The 16,430-nt window shown below is 69.0% G+C and carries 14 protein-coding genes; 10 read left to right on the top strand and 4 right to left on the bottom strand.

Going from position 1 to position 16,430, the window contains the following annotated elements; all coding sequences use genetic code 11:
- The first annotated feature begins 112 nt into the window (after positions 1–112).
- A complete protein-coding gene (gene soxA, locus V7026_RS03165; protein ID WP_334153843.1) occupies positions 113–913 on the top strand; it encodes a sulfur oxidation c-type cytochrome SoxA in 801 nt (266 codons plus the stop codon).
- Between the two features lie 16 nt (positions 914–929).
- A complete protein-coding gene (soxX, locus tag V7026_RS03160) occupies positions 930–1,577 on the top strand; it encodes a sulfur oxidation c-type cytochrome SoxX (RefSeq protein ID WP_334153842.1) in 648 nt (215 codons plus the stop codon).
- Between the two features lie 76 nt (positions 1,578–1,653).
- On the opposite strand, the gene V7026_RS03155 is transcribed toward soxX, so the two are convergent.
- Entirely contained in the window at positions 1,654–2,154 is a 501-nt protein-coding gene (locus V7026_RS03155) for an ATP-binding cassette domain-containing protein (protein WP_334153841.1), read from the bottom strand.
- A 182-nt stretch (positions 2,155–2,336) separates the two neighbouring features.
- Here V7026_RS03155 and purL point away from each other — a divergent pair, with 182 nt between their 5' ends.
- Positions 2,337–6,395 (top strand): phosphoribosylformylglycinamidine synthase, encoded by a 4,059-nt coding sequence (gene purL / locus V7026_RS03150; RefSeq protein WP_334153840.1) that lies wholly within the window; start codon positions 2,337–2,339, stop codon positions 6,393–6,395.
- A 112-nt stretch (positions 6,396–6,507) separates the two neighbouring features.
- Positions 6,508–7,053: a hemerythrin domain-containing protein gene (locus V7026_RS03145; RefSeq protein ID WP_334153839.1), complete on the top strand. Its 546-nt coding sequence runs from the start codon at positions 6,508–6,510 to the stop codon at positions 7,051–7,053.
- 19 nt (positions 7,054–7,072) lie between these two features.
- Here the strand turns inward: V7026_RS03145 and V7026_RS03140 are convergent, their stop codons facing one another.
- The gene (locus tag V7026_RS03140) at positions 7,073–9,079 is read right to left on the bottom strand and encodes a peptidase U32 family protein (RefSeq protein ID WP_334153838.1); all 2,007 of its coding nucleotides are present in this window, start codon (positions 9,077–9,079) and stop codon (positions 7,073–7,075) included.
- A 47-nt stretch (positions 9,080–9,126) separates the two neighbouring features.
- Between V7026_RS03140 and V7026_RS03135 the strand changes: the two genes are divergently transcribed.
- Complete coding sequence (locus V7026_RS03135; RefSeq protein WP_334153837.1) at positions 9,127–9,984, top strand: YbgC/FadM family acyl-CoA thioesterase; 858 nt, start codon at positions 9,127–9,129, stop codon at positions 9,982–9,984.
- Here V7026_RS03135 and V7026_RS03130 read toward each other — a convergent pair.
- Positions 9,936–10,775 (bottom strand): NRDE family protein, encoded by an 840-nt coding sequence (locus tag V7026_RS03130; RefSeq protein WP_334153836.1) that lies wholly within the window; start codon positions 10,773–10,775, stop codon positions 9,936–9,938. The genes V7026_RS03135 and V7026_RS03130 overlap by 49 nt on opposite strands.
- 4 nt (positions 10,776–10,779) lie before the next feature.
- The gene (gene ygfZ, locus V7026_RS03125; RefSeq protein WP_334153835.1) at positions 10,780–11,676 is read right to left on the bottom strand and encodes a CAF17-like 4Fe-4S cluster assembly/insertion protein YgfZ; all 897 of its coding nucleotides are present in this window, start codon (positions 11,674–11,676) and stop codon (positions 10,780–10,782) included.
- 110 nt (positions 11,677–11,786) lie between these two features.
- Here ygfZ and mltG point away from each other — a divergent pair, with 110 nt between their 5' ends.
- From mltG to V7026_RS03100, 5 genes are read left to right on the top strand one after another with little or no spacing between them, the layout of a single operon-like run.
- Positions 11,787–12,833: an endolytic transglycosylase MltG gene (mltG, locus tag V7026_RS03120; protein WP_443082310.1), complete on the top strand. Its 1,047-nt coding sequence runs from the start codon at positions 11,787–11,789 to the stop codon at positions 12,831–12,833.
- Entirely contained in the window at positions 12,830–14,299 is a 1,470-nt protein-coding gene (locus tag V7026_RS03115) for a glycosyltransferase family 39 protein (protein WP_334153833.1), read from the top strand. The genes mltG and V7026_RS03115 overlap by 4 nt, the downstream gene beginning before the upstream one ends.
- Before the next feature lie 8 nt (positions 14,300–14,307).
- Positions 14,308–14,952 (top strand): dTMP kinase, encoded by a 645-nt coding sequence (tmk, locus tag V7026_RS03110; protein WP_334153832.1) that lies wholly within the window; start codon positions 14,308–14,310, stop codon positions 14,950–14,952.
- The gene (locus V7026_RS03105; RefSeq protein WP_334153831.1) at positions 14,949–16,004 is read left to right on the top strand and encodes a DNA polymerase III subunit delta'; all 1,056 of its coding nucleotides are present in this window, start codon (positions 14,949–14,951) and stop codon (positions 16,002–16,004) included. The genes tmk and V7026_RS03105 overlap by 4 nt, the downstream gene beginning before the upstream one ends.
- Positions 16,001–16,381, top strand: coding sequence for a PilZ domain-containing protein (locus V7026_RS03100; protein ID WP_334153830.1), 381 nt, complete (start codon positions 16,001–16,003; stop codon positions 16,379–16,381). The genes V7026_RS03105 and V7026_RS03100 overlap by 4 nt, the downstream gene beginning before the upstream one ends.
- Positions 16,382–16,430: the final 49 nt, after the last annotated feature.

Below are 16,430 nucleotides of genomic sequence, written 5' to 3'. Positions count from 1 at the left end.
CAAGTGGACCGACAACAAGGGCGGGTCGCGCACCGACGAGGCCGTGATCGCTTGACGGCGGCGGTGTGGGGCGCATCGGTCTGCGCTCTCTCGTTCACAGCGAGGAACTAGCATGAAAAAGACGTTCGTCACATTGGCGGCGCTGTCGTTGTTGGGCAGCGCCGCGGTGGCCCAGGATGCCACCATGAAGGGCATCGAGGAATACCGGGCGATGCTGCAAGACGGCAACCCGGCGGAGCTGTTCGAGGTCAAGGGCGAGGACCTGTGGAAGCAAAAACGCGGCCCCAAGAACGCCTCGCTCGAGCAGTGCGACCTGGGCAAGGGGCCTGGCGTGGTCAAAGGCGCGTTCGTGGAGCTGCCGCGCTTCTTCAAAGACACCGGCCGTGTTCAGGATCTGGAGAGCCGGCTGCTCACCTGCATGGAGACGCTGCAGGGTATCGACGTCAAAAAAGAGGTGTCCCAGCGCAACTTCGGGCGCGGTGAGACGGCCAATATCGTCGCCCTGGCCACCTGGATTTCCAGCCAGTCGCGCGGCATGCCGTTCAATTTGCCGTTCAACACCCAGGCCGAGCGCGACATGTACGAGGTGGGCAAGCGGCTGTTCTTCCTGCGCGGCGGGCCGCACGACTTTTCGTGCGCGAGCTGCCACGGCGAGGACGGCAAGCGCATCCGCCTGCAGGAGTTGCCCAACCTGACCAAGAACCCCGGCGACGGTGTCGGTTTCGCCGCCTGGCCGGCGTACCGGGTGTCCAACGGTCAGATGTGGAGCATGCAACACCGTTTGAACGACTGCTACCGGCAGCAGCGCTTTCCGGAACCCACGTTTGCCAGCGACGTGACGATCGCGCTGGGGGTGTATATGGGCGTCAACGCAAAGGGCTCCAAGTCCATCGCGCCGGCCATCAAGCGCTGAACCGGAGGATCCGCACATGAAAAAATCCCTGATTGCTCTGGCCGCGCCGGCGGTCATCGTGTTGGCGGGCTGCAGCGTGGCGCCGTCGCCCGCCGAGTACGACAAGATGACGATGGAGATCGTCAAGCAATCGTTCGTCGAGCGCGGCATTGCCAAGCTCGATCGCTTGGAGCAGGACGAGGCGCGCGTCGCGTGCTGGCAGTCCGAGGTGTCGGGCAAGCCCCTGGACGACAAGACGACGAAGGCCATCGAAGAAGTCGCCTACAAGAGCGTCAAGTGGCCGAGCGACGGCAAGTTCCTAGGGGACTGGAAGCAAGGCGAGGTCATCGCCCAGAGCGGCCGTGGTTTGACCTGGACCGACGACGCCAAGACCGTCAACGGTGGCAATTGCTACAACTGCCACCAGATCACCAAGGAGGAAATCTCCTTCGGTACGCTGGGCCCGAGCCTGTACAACTACGGCAAGCTGCGCGGGGTGACCAATCCCAACAGCCCCGAGGCCAGGCCCATCGTCGAGTACACCTGGGCCAAGATCTGGAACTCGCGCGCCTTCAACGCCTGCACCAAGATGCCGAGCGCGGGGCACAAAGGCATTCTGGATGAGCAGCAGATCAAGCATGTGATGGCGCTGCTACTGGATCCGCAATCGCCCGTCAACAAGTGAATCGCGGCGGGGCTATTCGACCCGCTCCGTTCATCCCAAACGGCAGGGGAGGCCACCAACGCCTCCCCTGTTTGCATCAGACGCCCAGGTAACGCTCCAGCACGTCGGGGCGGGTGGTCAACTCGTCGGACGTGCCCTCGAACGCGACGCGGCCCTTGACCAGGATCACGTTGCGGTCGGTGATCAGGGTGACGTGCTTCCAGTTTTTGTCGACGATGATGCTGCTGATGCCGCTGTCGCGGATGACGCGGCAGATGCGCCAAATCTCGCGCGCGATCAGCGGGGCCAGCCCCTCGGTCGCTTCGTCCAGGATCAGCACGTCCGGGTTGCTCATGAGTGCGCGGCCGATGGTCAGCATCTGCTGCTCGCCACCGCTGAGCTGCTGCCCCCCGTGATCGAGGCGCTCGGCTAAGCGGGGAAAGGTCTCCAGCACCCGCTCGTAGGTCCAGTCGCGGCGGCGGCCGTCGACCCCGGGCCGGGCCGCCTGGGCCCGGACGATTTCGGGCAACAGCAGCCCGGTGGAAGCGGCGCCGATCACGGCGGCGCTTCGGGTCAGGACGACGCGGCGGGTGGTCATGGTGGGGTCTACTCTGGCTTGAAGCGAAATGCCGACGGCGGACATGCACGATACTTCATGCCGCTGGCGCGGCAAGGCGGACAAACCCTAATTGACCCTAATTGACCCTCATTGACCCCACAGGCCCGCCGCAGGCCGACGGGTAAAATCCGGGGCTCTCTCCACACCCCAGCGCCATCGCCGTGAACGCCCCTGCCTCCCCGCTCCATCTGTCGACGTTTGCCGGGGGGGATGCCCTCGGCCACTTTCGGGCCCGGCAGTTGCTGCCCCGCTTGCAGGCCGTCGATGCACGCATCACCGGCATAGCCGCGCGTCATGTGCATCTGGTGGCCACCGATGCCCCGCTGGACGACGCCACTCGCGCCCGCTGGGCGGCCCTGCTGACGTATGGAGAGCCCTACGGCGGGCCCACCCAGGGGGTGCGCATCGTCGTCACGCCGCGCCTGGGCACGGTGTCGCCGTGGGCGTCCAAAGCGACCGACATCGCGCACAACTGCGGGCTGGCGGCACGGCGGGTCGAGCGTGTCGTGGAATATTGGCTGACGCTGGACAGCGGCGCCCTCGCGGGCTGGCTGGGGCGCCCGGCCACGTTGGACAATGCGGCATGGCAGGCCTGCGCGGCGCTGTTGCACGACCGCATGACGGAGAGCGCCCTGCGCGATACGACCGAGGCGGCGGGGCTGTTCACGGCGTTGGCCCCCCAGCCCATGGAGCGCGTGGATGTGCTGGGCCAGGGGCGTGCGGCGCTGGAAGCGGCCAACACCGCCTGGGGCTTGGCCCTGGCGGACGACGAGATCGACTACCTGGTGGCGGCCTTCCAGCGACTCGGGCGCAACCCGAGCGATGTCGAGCTGATGATGTTCGCCCAGGCCAACAGCGAGCACTGCCGGCACAAGATCTTCAACGCCCAGTTCGTCATCGATGGGGTGGAGCAGCCGCACAGCCTGTTCGGCATGATCCGCCACACCCACCAGACCGCACCCCAACACACCATCGTCGCCTACGCGGACAACGCCGCGGTGATGGAAGGACATGCGGTCGAGCGCTTCGTGGCGGTGCCCGACGGCGAGGGCAGTCCCACCTACCGCCGCAGCGAAGCGCAGCACCACATCCTGATGAAGGTGGAGACCCACAACCACCCAACCGCGATCTCGCCGTTCCCCGGCGCGGCCACAGGGGCCGGGGGCGAGATTCGCGACGAGGGCGCGACGGGCCGCGGGGCGCGCCCCAAGGCGGGGTTGACGGGTTTTTCGGTCTCGCGCCTGTGGGGCGGCTGGTCCGATCAGCCGGGGGGCAAGCCGACACACATCGCCAGCCCGCTGCAGATCATGATCGAGGGCCCCTTGGGCGGGGCCGCCTTCAACAACGAGTTCGGCCGGCCCAACCTGCTCGGCTACTTCCGCGCCTATGAGCAGCGCGTGGCCTCCGACGTGGATGCGGTGGAACGCGGCTACCACAAACCGATCATGATCGCCGGCGGGGTGGGGCAGATCGACGCCGGCCTGACCCACAAGATCACCTTCCCGGCCGGCACCCTGCTGGTGCAGTTGGGCGGGCCCGGCATGCGCATCGGCATGGGCGGCGGCGCCGCCAGCTCCATGGCCAGCGGCGCCAACGCGGCAGAGCTGGACTTCGATTCGGTGCAGCGCGGCAATCCGGAGATCCAGCGCCGCGCGCAAGAGGTGATCAACCACTGCTGGGCGCTGGGTGCGGACAACCCCATCCTCGCCATCCACGACGTGGGGGCTGGCGGGCTGTCGAATGCTTTTCCGGAGCTGGTGAACGACGCCGGGCGGGGCGCCCGCTTCGACCTGCGTGCCATCCCGCTGGAGGAAAGCGGCCTCGCGCCCAAGGAGATCTGGTGCAACGAGAGCCAGGAGCGCTATGTGCTGGCGCTGGCCCCCGATGCGCTGCCGCGCTTTGCCGCGCTGTGCGAGCGCGAGCGCTGCCCGTTTGCCGTGGTGGGGGTGGCGACCGAAGAGCGCCAGCTCGTGCTCGCCGACGCGCAGGCCAATGCCGAGGCGGACGCCCGCCCCGTAGACATGCCGATGGAGGTGCTGCTGGGCAAGCCCCCGCGGATGCGGCGCGAGGTCTCGCGCATCCCGCGCCGTTTTGCGGCTTTCGACGGCACGGGCGTGGCGCTGCAGCGGGCGGTCGTCGAGGTGTTGTCCCACCCCACCGTCGCATCCAAGCGTTTTCTGGTCACCATCGGCGACCGAACCGTGGGCGGCCTGACCCACCGTGACCAGATGGTGGGCCCCTGGCAGGTGCCGGTGGCCGATTGCGCGGTGACGCTGGCCGACTTTCGGGGTTTGGCGGGCGAGGCCATGGCCATGGGCGAGCGCACCCCGATCGCCGCGCTGGATGCCCCCGCCGCGGGCCGCATGGCGGTGGCCGAAGCCATCACCAACCTGCTGGCGGCGCCGATCGAGCTGCCGCGCGTCAAGCTGTCGGCCAACTGGATGGCCGCCTGCGGCGAGCCGGGCGAGGACGCCGCGCTGTACGACACCGTCAAGGCCGTGGGGTTGGAGCTGTGCCCGCAGCTCGGCATCAGCATCCCCGTGGGCAAGGACAGCCTGTCCATGCGCACCCAGTGGCGCACCGATGACGGCCAGGCGCGCAAGGTGACGGCCCCAGTCAGCCTGATCGTGAGCGCCTTCGCCACCCTGGCCGATGTGCGTGGCACCCTCACGCCGCAGCTCGACGCGCGGGAGGACACCACGCTGATCCTGATCGACCTGGGGCGCGGGCGCCACCGCATGGGCGGCTCCATCCTGGCGCAGGTGCTGGACCAGGCGGGGGGCGACGTGCCCGACCTGGACGACCCGCAATACCTGGTGCGGCTGGTCGATGCCGTCAATGCGCTGCGGGCGGGCGGGCAACTGCTCGCCTACCACGACCGCAGCGACGGGGGGCTGCTGGCCTGTGTGGCCGAAATGGCGTTTGCCGGTCATGTGGGCGTGACGCTGAACGTCGACCTGCTGGTGACCGAAGGCGACGGCATCCGCGACAGCCGCGCCGACTTTGGCGACGCCAAGAACTGGGCCGCGCAGGTCGGCGCGCGCCGCGACGAACTCACCCTGAAGGCCCTGTTCAGCGAGGAGCTGGGCGTGGTGCTGCAGGTGCGCAGCGCCGAGCGCGACGCGGTGCTGCAGACCCTGCGCGCCCACGGCCTGTCGGCCTGCAGCCATGTGATCGGCAAAACCCGCCCCGCCACCAGCCCCATCGATGCGGGCAAGGGCGAGCTGCAGATCTGGCGGGATGCCCGATGCCTGTTCAGCGCCACGCTGGAGGATTTGCAACAGGTGTGGGACAGCGTGAGCTGGAAGATTTGCCAGCTGCGCGACAACCCCGACTGCGCCGATGCCGAGCACGCCGCGGCCGGCCGGGCCGACGATCCGGGGTTGCACGTGGCGCTGACCTTCGACCCCACCGAAGACGTCGCCGCCCCGTACCTGAATCTGGCGCGGCCGCGCGTGGCCATCCTGCGCGAGCAGGGCGTCAACTCGCATGTGGAGATGGCCTACGCGTTCGATGCCGCCGGCTTCGAGGCGGTGGATGTGCACATGACGGACCTGCTGTCCGGCCGCGCCGCGTTGCAGGGTTTTCGCGGGCTGGTGGCCTGCGGCGGCTTCAGCTACGGGGACACGCTGGGCGCCGGTATCGGCTGGGCGCGCTCCATCACCTTCCATCCGGAGCTGTCGGAGCAGTTTGCCGCCTTCTTCGCGCGGCCGGACACGTTCGGGCTGGGCGTGTGCAACGGCTGCCAGATGTTTGCCGAGCTGGCCGCCATCATCCCCGGCGCCGAGCACTGGCCGCGCTTCACGACCAACGTCAGCGAGCGCTTCGAGGCCCGGCTGTCGCTGGTGGAGGTCACCGAGTCGCCGAGCCTGTTCCTGCAAGGCATGGCCGGCAGCCGGCTGCCGATTGCGGTGGCGCACGGCGAGGGCTATGCCAACTTTGGCCAGCGCGGCGACCGCGCGGCCGTCCGCGTTGCCATGCGCTTCGTGGACCACCATGGCCGGCCGACCGAGGCCTATCCGTTCAACCCCAACGGCAGCCCGGGGGGCATCACGGCGGTCACCACGCCGGATGGGCGCTTCACCGCCATGATGCCGCACCCGGAGCGGGTGTTCCGCAATGCGCAGATGAGCTGGACGGACCTCGGCGCCACCGGCGGCCTCGACGCTTTCAGCCCCTGGATGCGCATGTTCCGCAACGCCCGCCGTTGGATCGGCTGAACGCGAACCCGGCGCCCACCTGAGCGGTCGACCGAACCTTGATGCGTGTCAAGGTTCGCGGCAGCGCGGCGGCTAGACTGACCACATCGTGATGTTGCAAAACGGTGTCGCCATGTCCGGATCCGATGCGCCCACCCCCGTCGATCAGCCGATCGCGGATTTTTCCCAATGCCATGCCGGCATCCTGCGCAAGCTCGACGGGCTGGCCGAGCTGCCGGCGCTGTTGCAGCCGGCAGCCCGCGCGCGCGAGGTGGCCGAGCAGTCGGTCGAGTTCTTCCGCGAGGCCATCTTCGAGCACCACCTGGACGAGGAGCGCGAGCTGTTCCCCGCCGTGATCGCCAGCAGCGAAGCCGGGGCGGAGCGCGATCGCACCCAGGCCCTGGTGCGGCGGCTGACCGACGAGCACCGCACGCTGGAGACGCTGTGGAAGCGACTGGAGGGCGGGCTCAAGAAAGTGGCCAAAGGCCAGTCGTTCGAACTGGACACCGCCGGCCTGGAGGCGCTGGTCGCCCAGTACCGCGCCCACGCCCGCTTCGAAGAGACCGAGTTTTTGCCCATGGCCCAGGCGATCCTGAGCCGCAACGGCGACCACATGGCCGCCCTGGGGCTGGCGCTGCACATGCGCCACACGCCCATGCCGGTGGCGGGTTACGTCTGACCGCGGCGGCCCCCGGCCGTCAGGGGGCCGTCGGCACGGGCCGGGTGCGATAGAAGCGCAGCGGCGCCTCGCGCGACTGGCGTTCGGCATCGCGCACCGCATGGCGCTTCAGGCGCCCGACGACGTGCATCTCGCACGGCTTGCAGTCGAAGCGCAGCGTCAAGCGCTCCTGCCCGTGGACCAGCACCAGCGGCTCGGCACGAATCGTGCCCTGCACGCCCGTCACCCCCTTGGCCTGTTTGGGGCACAGACTCAGGCTGTAGCGCACGCAGTGCTTGGTGATCATCAGGCTGACTTCGCCCGGTTCCTCGTGGCTCTCGTAGGCGGCCTCGATCACGCGCACCCCGTGGCGGGCGTAAAAGTCGCGCGCCTTGTGGTTGTAGACGTTGCCCAGGTAGGTCAGCACATCGTCGGGATAGGGCACGGGCGGCTGCACGGCCGGCGCGCGGACCGGCCGCACACGGGCCGCCTCGCGCGCGGCCATCAGGGCCGCCACGGCGTCGCGTCGCAGCGCATTCAGCCGGGACGCCGGCACGAACCACGGGGCCGGCAGCGCCACATCCAGCGCCACGGCCTCGAACACCGTATCGCCCAAACGGCCCAGCCCGTCGGCCAGCCGCGCCTTGTGCGAGGCGGCATCGCGGGCCAGATCGAAGGGGCCGGACAGGGTGGCCGCGCCCGTGCAGCCATCGGCATCGGTCAGCGTCAGGCACAGGGCATTCCCCTGCGCGCGCAGCTGCACCCACAGCGGGATGCGCCGCTCGGCCGACGGCCGCTCCAGTGCCCGCACCCAGGCCATGCTGCGGTTGCGGTTGACGACCGTGCCCGGGCGCAGATCCTTCAGGCTGGCCATCGTATCCTTGGGGTGGATGCGCCAGCGCGTGCCCCCTTCCGTTCCCGGGCCCAGCCGCTCGACCCGGTTGGTCTGCAGACCGATCAGGTTGTGCTGCAGATCCAGATAACACAGGCCGTCGCCGTTGGCCAGTTCGGTCGCGGGGTCGTCGGTTTCGATCTCGACATGGTCCGCGGCCGTGCGCACCACCCAGCCGATCGGGCGGCCTGGGTTCTTGGGGCTGTCGAAGGCGCCGATGTCGATCTGCCGGCCGTTGACGAAGTAATCGGTGAACTCTCGGTTGAAGTTCTGGTCCGGATCCGGCGTAAAGGTGTAGGTGCAGCGGCCGCTGGAAGAGGGCGCCAGATCGGGCCGCTCCTCCAGAATCTGGTCGAGCAGCCGGCGGTAGTGGGCGGTGATGTTTTTCACATACCCCATGTCCTTGTAGCGACCCTCGATCTTGAAGCTGCGCACGCCGGCGTCGATCAGCGCGCGCAGGTTAGCGCTCTGGTTGTTGTCCTTCATCGACAACACGTGCTTGTCGTGTACCAGGATGCGCCCTTGCGCGTCGCGCACCTCGTAGGTCAGGCGGCAGGCCTGCGAGCAGTCGCCCCGGTTGGCGCTGCGCCCGGTGTAGGCGTGGCTGATGTAGCACTGGCCGCTGTAGGCCACGCACAACGCGCCGTGGATGAAAAACTCCAGCACCGCACGCCCGGGCGCGTCGCGCGGCCCCAGCGCCGCATCGACCGCGGCGATCTGCTCCAGCGTCAGCTCCCGCGCCAGCACCACCTGGGAAAAGCCCACGTCCTGCAAAAACCGGGCTTTTTGCGGCGTGCGGATGTCGCATTGGGTGCTGGCATGCAACTGGATGGGGGGCAGGTCCAGCTCCAGCAGCCCCATGTCCTGCACGATCAGCGCGTCCACGCCGATGTCGTACAGCTCGTAGATGAGGCGCCGTGCCGGCTCCAGCTCGTCGTCGCGCAAAATGGTGTTGAGCGTGACGAAGACCCGCGCGTGGTAGCGGTGTGCGTGCCGCACCAGCCGCTCGATGGCACCGAGCGGGTTGGCGGCGTTGGCGCGCGCCCCGAAGCCCGGGCCGCCGATGTAGACCGCATCCGCTCCGTGGTTGACCGCTTCGATGCCGATGTCGGCATCGCGCGCGGGTGACAGGAGTTCTAGCTGGTGGGGCAACATAATCGGGCCTGCGTCGTCCAAAGCCCGCGATTGTCCCAAATCCCGCCATGAAGCGCCACGAATTCCGATGTTTCCACCGCCTGCGCGTGCGCTGGGCCGAGGTGGATATGCAAGGCATCGTCTTCAACGCCCACTATTTGATGTATTTCGACGTCGGCACCACCGAGTACTGGCGCGCGCTGGGCCTGCCCTACGCCGATGCAATGCACCAACTGGGCGGCGAGCTCTACGTCAAAAAGGCAAGCCTCGAGTTTGCTGCCAGTGCCCGCATGGATGACCAGGTGGACGTGGCGCTGCGCTGCGAGCGTATCGGCAACTCATCGATGACGATGACCGGTGCGCTGTTCCTCGGCGAGCGAGCGCTGGTGGGCGCAGAAATCGTCTATGTGTTTGCCGATCCGGCCACGCAAACCTCGCGTCCGGTGCCGGCGGCGCTGCGCGAGCTGGTGCAGCGCTACGAAGCCGGCCAGGACGTGCTTCGGGTGGTGACCGGCCCCTGGCACGCCCTGGAGCGCGATGCGGCCCCGCTGCGCCGCGCGGTGTTCGTAGACGAACAAGGCATCCCGGAATCGGAGGAGTGGGACGCGGCGGACGCCACTGCACTGCACTCCGTGGCCTACAACCACCTGGGCCAGGCGGTGGGCACAGGCCGGCTGCTGACCGCCGAGCCGGGGGTGGGCAAGGTGGGCCGCATGGTGGTGCACCGCGTGCTGCGCGGCACAGGCGTCGGCACAAGGGTGTTGCAGGCCCTGTCGGATGCCGCCCGTGCGCGCGGCGACCATACCCTGCGCCTGAGCGCGCAACGCACCGCCATCGGCTTCTATGAGCGGCTGGGCTGGCAGCGCGTGGGCGAGCCCTATGACGAGGTCGGCATTCCCCACCAGTCGATGGAAATGCGCCTCTGATCGGCGCGATCGGCCGCCGCCGGCCCCTGCGGACTGGCATAGGTCCACTCGGTCAGCGTCAGGGTGCCGGCGCGGTCCCAACGGGCGATCAGGCTGCTGCGCGTGCCGTAGCGGCGCTCGGGCAAGTGGACATAGGGGCTGGATTCCAGATGCTGCCCGACATTTGCACCAGGCACGTGGGTGCGCAGGGCCTCCAGCAAGGTGCTGCACGCCGCCTCCACGCGGGATGCGGCCAGGGCCCGGTCGAGGGCCGATTTGAGTCGGCGCAGCTTGGGCCAAGGCGTATCCAGCGCCGCATTCGACAGGGCATAGACGCCGGGCGGTAACTCCCGCGCCCACCAGCCCTCGACGCGCTCGGTCGCGGGATCATCGGCGCGCGCGGGGCCCGGGTCGCGGTTGGTCAGCCACGCCCAGTGTCCCCGCGGGACATCGCCCAGCACCACGTTGCAACCGTTGTACGACGCGGGGTCGTATCGACGGGCAAAGTCGGCCCACGTCGGTAGGTCCTCGGGCGCCAGCCAAGCGGTGACCAGGCTGCCCCGGCTGCGGTCCTGCGCCGGCTCGGGCGGCCAGGCGCGCACATTGGTCAGCATGGCCACCCGACCCGCCGAGCCGAACGCGAGCCACGATCCCCCAGCCAGGGCATCCCGGCCGCTCCAGGCCGTCCCGCCGTCAGGCAAGGTCCAGGCGTGCAGGGGCAGGGTGGGGCGATCCCACTGCTCGTCGCGGTTGGCTGCCAGCCAGAGTGGTGCCGCGGGATCCTGCCCCACCGCCCAGGCCATCAGGCACATGGCGTCAAATGTCTTGCAGCAGGTCGTAGGGCAGGGGCAGCAGGCGCAGCGGCGCGCCATCCGGCCCACCGGCGGTGAGTGCCTGCCCGTCCGCGGCCGAGGTCTGCAGCGACACCACCGCGTTCCAGCCCGAGGTCGGGTGCGGGGCCGCCTGCGCGATCAGCCCCACTGGCTGCTCGTGGTCGGCGGCGTGGAACACCTCCTGCCCCGCGGCCAGGGGAGCATCGGCATGGACCAGATACCCGCGCCGCTTGAGCGTGCCGCGGAATTGACTGCGGGCCACCACCTCCTGCCCCGGGTAGCACCCCTTCTTGAAGTTGACGCCACCCACCGACTCATAGTTGAGCATCTGCGGCACGAAGGCCTCCACCACGGCATCGGTGATGTGGGCCACACCGCTCATCACCGCCAGCCACTGCCAATGGGCGAGAGCGAGCGCAGCCCCCTCGGGCGCAGGGGCAGAGGACGGCTGGATCAGCAGCGCCCGGGGCACATCCGCCCCGGGCGGCAATCGCACCCAAGTCCGGTCGCCCTCGCGCCACACACACCAAACCGCCGGTGGCAGCGCAGCGGGCACTGCGTCACCGGCCGCCACCCACAACGCCCATTGCTCGGACGCGTCGCTGAGCCGCACCTTCGCCCGCAGAACGAACATCGACAAGCGCTTGACGGTCGGCGCGATGCGTTCGCGCGGCGCGCACAGCAGCACCTCACCATCGCGCCGAACGCCGATGGCGCTGAACAGCATGCGCCCCTTGGGTGTGCAATAGGCGGCGAGCCGCGCTTCGCCATCGCGCTGCAGGATGACGTCCTGCGTCAACTGTCCATGGAGAAACGCGGCCGCCTCTTCACCCTGGGCGCTGACCACACCCCAGTCCTCCAGGCGGACGACCCCGTGCATGGGGGGGAGGGCGGCGGCGTCGATGGCGAGATTCGGGGCAGGCATCATGGGCAAACAATGGTTGCGGCTATCATCGTCGGCCGTATTCTCCCGCAGCCTTGGCGCCGCTGATGGCGACCCGCCCATTACCCGTGTCTCGCTCGTTGCGATCCCTGGCCTTCCGTTGGACCCTGCTCGCGGCGGTGGCCGTGCTGGCCGGTGCCACCGCCATCGCCGCGTGGCTGCACCGCCCCTTGTCCCTGCGGCTGCAGGGGCAGCCGGTCGTGGACGTGGTCATCGAGCCGGGCATGTCCGCCGCCGAGGTGGCCGAGGCACTGGTCGCCTCGGGGGTGGACACCTCGGCCTGGAGGCTGTTCTTGTGGTTCCGGCTCTCGGGGCAATCGCGCGCGCTCAAGGCCGGCAGCTACGAGATCGCGCCGGGCACCACCCCCACCACGCTGCTGGACAAGCTGGTGCGCGGCGAACAGGCGGTGCGGCGCCTGACGCTGGTGGAAGGGTGGAATGTGCGCCAAGTGCTGCAGGCGGTCCGCGCTGCGGAACATTTGATCGACGATTTGCCAGCGGGCGACGACCCTGTCGCGCTGGCGCGGCACCTGGGCCTGCGGGTCGCCCATGCCGAGGGGCGATTCTTCCCCGACACCTATGTGTATCCCAAGCGCACGCCTGCATCGCGCGTCCTGCGGCAGGCCGCCGCGGCCTTGGACGCCCGCCTGGCCGATGCCTGGGCCCGACGCCAGCCCGGGCTGCCACTGGGGTCGCCGGACGAGGCGCTGATCCTCGCCAGCATCGTCGAGAAGGAAACCGGGCTGGAAGCCGACCGCGCCCACGTCGCTGCCGTGTTCATCAACCGCCTGCGCATCGGCATGCGCCTGCAGACCGACCCGACCGTCATCTACGGCCTGGGCGAGGCCTTCGACGGCAACCTGCGGTGGCGGGACCTGACCACCGACACCCCCTACAACACGTACACACGCGCCGGCCTGCCGCCCACCCCCATCGCCATGCCGGGCTGGAACTCGCTGCTGGCTGCGGTGCAGCCGGCCCCCAGCCGGGCTCTCTACTTCGTGGCCCGCGGCGACGGCTCCAGCGAGTTCAGCCGCACGCTCGAGGAGCACAACCGGGCGGTGCGGCGCTACCAGCTGGGAGGGCGGCCGTGACGGCAGCGGCAGTGGGTGCGGCTGCCGCAGCGGATCGACGGCTGTGGCGAGCCTACCTGGTCGCGATCACGGTGTACTTTGGCCTGCACGCCTTGGTGAGGGTGCTCGTGTCTCCGTCGCCCGAGTTGGATGAGGCAGAGCAGCTGCTGTGGAGTCAACGCCTGGCGTGGGGGTACGGCACGCAGCCCCCGCTTTACACCTGGCTGCAGGCCACCTGGTTCAGCGTCACGGGGGTGTCGATTGCCGGGCTGACCACGCTCAAGAACACGCTGCTGTGGGTCATCTACGCCGCGACAGCCGCGGCTGTGCGCCGACTGGCGGGCACACCGGCGGCTGTGGTCGCGGGCGCTTCGTTGCTCTGGCTGCCGACCCTGGGGTGGGAGTCGCAGCGCGATCTCACCCACACCGTCCTTGCTACCGCGTGCGCCGCAGTGGCCTTCTGGCTCATGGTGCGCATCGTCGAGCGGGGGCTGCCGCGGGACTACGTTGCCCTGGGTGCGGTTGCGGGCTTGGGCTTGCTCGCCAAGTACAACTTTGCGGTATTCCTGGCCTTGGCGCTGGTGGCCGCCGTCTTCTCGCGGGGATGGCGCCATCGCCTGTTCAGCCGGTACACCCTGTTGGCAATGGCAATCGCAGGAGCAGTCGTTGCGCCACATTTGGTGTGGGCGGTCGAGCACTGGGATCTGGTCAGCGGTGGGACCCTTGCCAAGATGACGGCGCATGACCGCCGCTCCGTGGGTGAGCGCATCGGTGTGGCTGCTCAGGCCGTACTTGCCTTTGCAACACCGTGGTGGCTGGTATTTGGAGGGCTGGCGCTGTGGAGACGCGGCAAGGGCGTGCAGCGCCCCCAGACCACAGAACTGCCCCGGCCAGCCATGCAGGCGTGGATCTTGGCCTATGGAGCCCTCGTGGTGGTCGTGCTGGCGGTGATGGCTCTCATGGGGGCCACTCAGATCAAGGCGCGCTGGCTGCAGCCGATGCTGTTTCTTTTACCCGCTCTGGTGATTGTGATGCTGCCTCTCGACTGGAATGCCCAGCGCTGGCGGACCTACCAGTGGGTGTCGGTGGGACTTGCGCTTCTTTTCCTGGCTCTGATGGCGCTGCGGGGGTACCACCAGGGTGGCAAACCGCGGCCGGATGAATGGAATTTGCCTATCCCGGGGCTCGCCCAGGCCATCCGTGGCGCTGGATTTCAAACGGGTGTGATCGTCGTGCCCAACGCTGTGATCGCCGGTGGTTTGCGGCTGCAATTCCCGCAGGCCGAGGTGTTCGTGGCGGCACAGCCGATGCCCGATCCCCGCGGCAGGCCGCAGGTGTTCGTACAGGCCGAGCATGGTGGTGGCTTGATGTCCGCTTGGCCTTTGGCGACCCCGCCGCAAACAGTCCGCTTGCCCTTCTTGTATGCTCGACCCGATACCCCGCTGTTCGAGGCCCGATTTGTGGTCTTACCGGCCGTTCGACCGTGACCTGTGACATGACCACTGCTGCCACCGCTGGGCGTTTCATTAGCTTTGAAGGCATCGACGGTGCCGGCAAATCCACCCACATCGCCGCGCTGGCCGATCGCTTTCGGGCGGCGGGCCAGTCGGTGCTGGTCACGCGCGAACCCGGCGGTACGCCGCTGGCCGAGAAGCTGCGCGAATGCCTGCTGCACGACGCTATGGATCCGCTGACCGAAGCGCTGCTCATGTTCGCCGCGCGGCGGGATCATCTGCAGCAGGTGATCGAGCCAGCGCTGCTGCGCGGGGACGTGGTGCTGTGCGACCGCTTCACCGACGCGACCTTCGCCTACCAGGGCTATGGCCGCGGGTTCGACCTGACAGTGCTGGGCACGCTGGAGACGTGGGTGCAGTCCACGCCCAACGGGCTGCGCCAGCCGGATCTGACCCTGTGGTTCGATGTGCCGCCGGTGGTGGCGGCCGCCCGCCTGTCGGCGACGCGAGCACCCGACAAATTCGAAGCCCAGCCGCGCGAGTTCTTCGAACGGGTCGCTCACGGCTACGCACAGCGGGCGGCTGCATCGCCCGAGCGGTTTGCACGCATCGCGGCGGATGTGGACCTCACCGCCGTATGGAATCAGATCGAGGCCGTGTGTCGCCAGCGGGGGCTGCTGCCATGACGAACGCCCCCTGGCTCCAGCGGCAACTGCGGGATCTGCTGGCCTTGCGCGGCCACGCCGTGCTGTTGGCGGGGCCCGCGGGTCTGGGCCAGCACGACCTGGCGCTCGCGCTCGCGCGCACCTGGTTGTGCGAACGGCCGGGCGCGCACGGAGCCTGTGGCGACTGCCCGGCGTGCCACGCCATCGACGTGCGCACCCACGCCGATCTGTTCGTGCTGATGCCCGAACAGCAGGCCCTCGACCTAGGCTGGCCGCTGGACGCGGCCACCCAAGAGCGCATCGAGCGCAAGGAGATCAAGCCCAGCCGCCAGATCCGGGTGGAAGCCACCCGCGCGGCGGTTGCGTTTACCCAGGTCACGCACGCCCGGGGACAGGGCAAGGTCGTGCTGATCCACCCCGCCGAGCGCCTGAATGCGGAATCGGCCAATACGCTGCTCAAGACGTTGGAAGAGCCCCCCGGGCGCGTACGGTTCATCCTTGCAACCGAAGCGGTCCACCTGCTGCTGCCCACGATCCGCAGCCGCTGCCAAACCCACGCCATGGCCTGGCCCACCGAGGCCGAGGGCCGCGCCTGGCTGATGCAGACGGCGGCGGAGGAGTCCACGTCGACACGGGCGCTGACCGAGGCGGACTGGGCCGCATGCTGGCGGGCGGCCGGCGGCCGGCCGCAGGAGGCGCTGGCCTGGGCCCGACTGGGGGTGACCGCGCGGCTGTGGGCCGATCTGCCCCAACAACTGGTCCAAGGGGACTGGTCCGCCATCGCCGACTGGCCTATCCCGCGCCAGTTGCAGGTGCTGATGCTGCTGTGCCACGACGCCATGGGCTTGGCGGCGGGGGCGCCCCCGCGCTACTTTGCCGCCGAAGCGCTGCCGCCCAATCCCATCGCGCGCCGTTTGTCCGGCTACTGGCGGGCTTTGCAACAGGCGTGGCGCACGGCCGAACACCCGCTGCAGGCCGGACTGTGGGCCGAGGCATGGGCCGAGCGCACCCGCGCGGTTTTCGCGCGCCCCTCCGGCCAGCCCGCCAGCGCGGCGATACACTCGCGGCCATGAACACCGGCTCGCCGGCCGGCGGCGACGCGGCCTCCCATCCGCGCCCCACGGTCATCCAACTGTCGATCAAGGAAAAAGGCGCGCTCTACGCGGCCTACATCCCCTTGTTCACTGAGGGGGGCATCTTCGTGCCGTCGTCGCGCCAGTACACGCTGGGGCAGGATGTATATGTACTGCTTACGCTGCCCGAGGATCCGCAACGCTATCCCGTCGCCGGCAAGGTCGCCTGGATCACACCCGCGGGATCGACCGGATCGCGCACGCCGGGGATCGGGGTGCGCTTCCCGGCGGACGACAAGTCCCGCGTGCTCCGGGCGCGGATCGAGGAAATCCTGGGCGCCCACCTGGCTTCCGACCGGCCGACCCAGACCCTTTGAGCCAACAGCCGCCGCCCCGATCGACGGGCGGCACCCCACGCACTCCTAT

It is taken from the genome of Tepidimonas sp., from assembly GCF_036825565.1.
Taxonomy (GTDB): Bacteria; Pseudomonadota; Gammaproteobacteria; order Burkholderiales; family Burkholderiaceae_C; genus Tepidimonas.
This window is presented reverse-complemented; position numbering and strand designations above follow the sequence as displayed.